Here is a 366-nt window from a genome sequence, read left to right as displayed (position 1 = left end):
TGAACCGCGCCGGGATTGTCGGCGGCCAAAGTTCGTGAGTCATGCAGCCATTTGCTGAGTGCTCACAGCATCATGATAGCGTTGTTCCGCCTCGGCGGGCGGGATATTTCCGATGGGCTCGAGCAGGCGTCGGTTGTTGAACCAGTCGACCCATTCGAGGGTTGCGTATTCCACAGCTTCAAAGGATTTCCAAGGTCCGCGCCTGTGGATCACCTCAGTTTTGTAGAGGCCATTGACGGTTTCGGCCAAGGCATTGTCGTATGAATCACCGACACTGCCGACCGACGGTTCGATGCCAGCCAAGCCCAGCCGCTCGGTGTATCGGATTGATAGATATTGGGCGGTCTCAACCGGTCGTCGCAACAG

At 57.1% G+C, this 366-nt stretch carries 1 protein-coding gene; it reads right to left on the bottom strand.

Going from position 1 to position 366, the window contains the following annotated elements:
• Positions 1–39: 39 nt before the first annotated feature.
• Positions 40–366, bottom strand: a 327-nt coding sequence (locus tag ACM9LZ_RS26060; protein ID WP_416622406.1) for an integrase core domain-containing protein, incomplete at its 5' end; no start/stop codon positions are given.

Source organism: Niveispirillum fermenti, from assembly GCF_048066175.1.
Taxonomy (GTDB): domain Bacteria; phylum Pseudomonadota; class Alphaproteobacteria; order Azospirillales; family Azospirillaceae; genus Niveispirillum; species Niveispirillum fermenti.
Note: the sequence above shows the minus strand (reverse complement) of the source record. Positions and strands in the feature narration are given on the sequence as shown.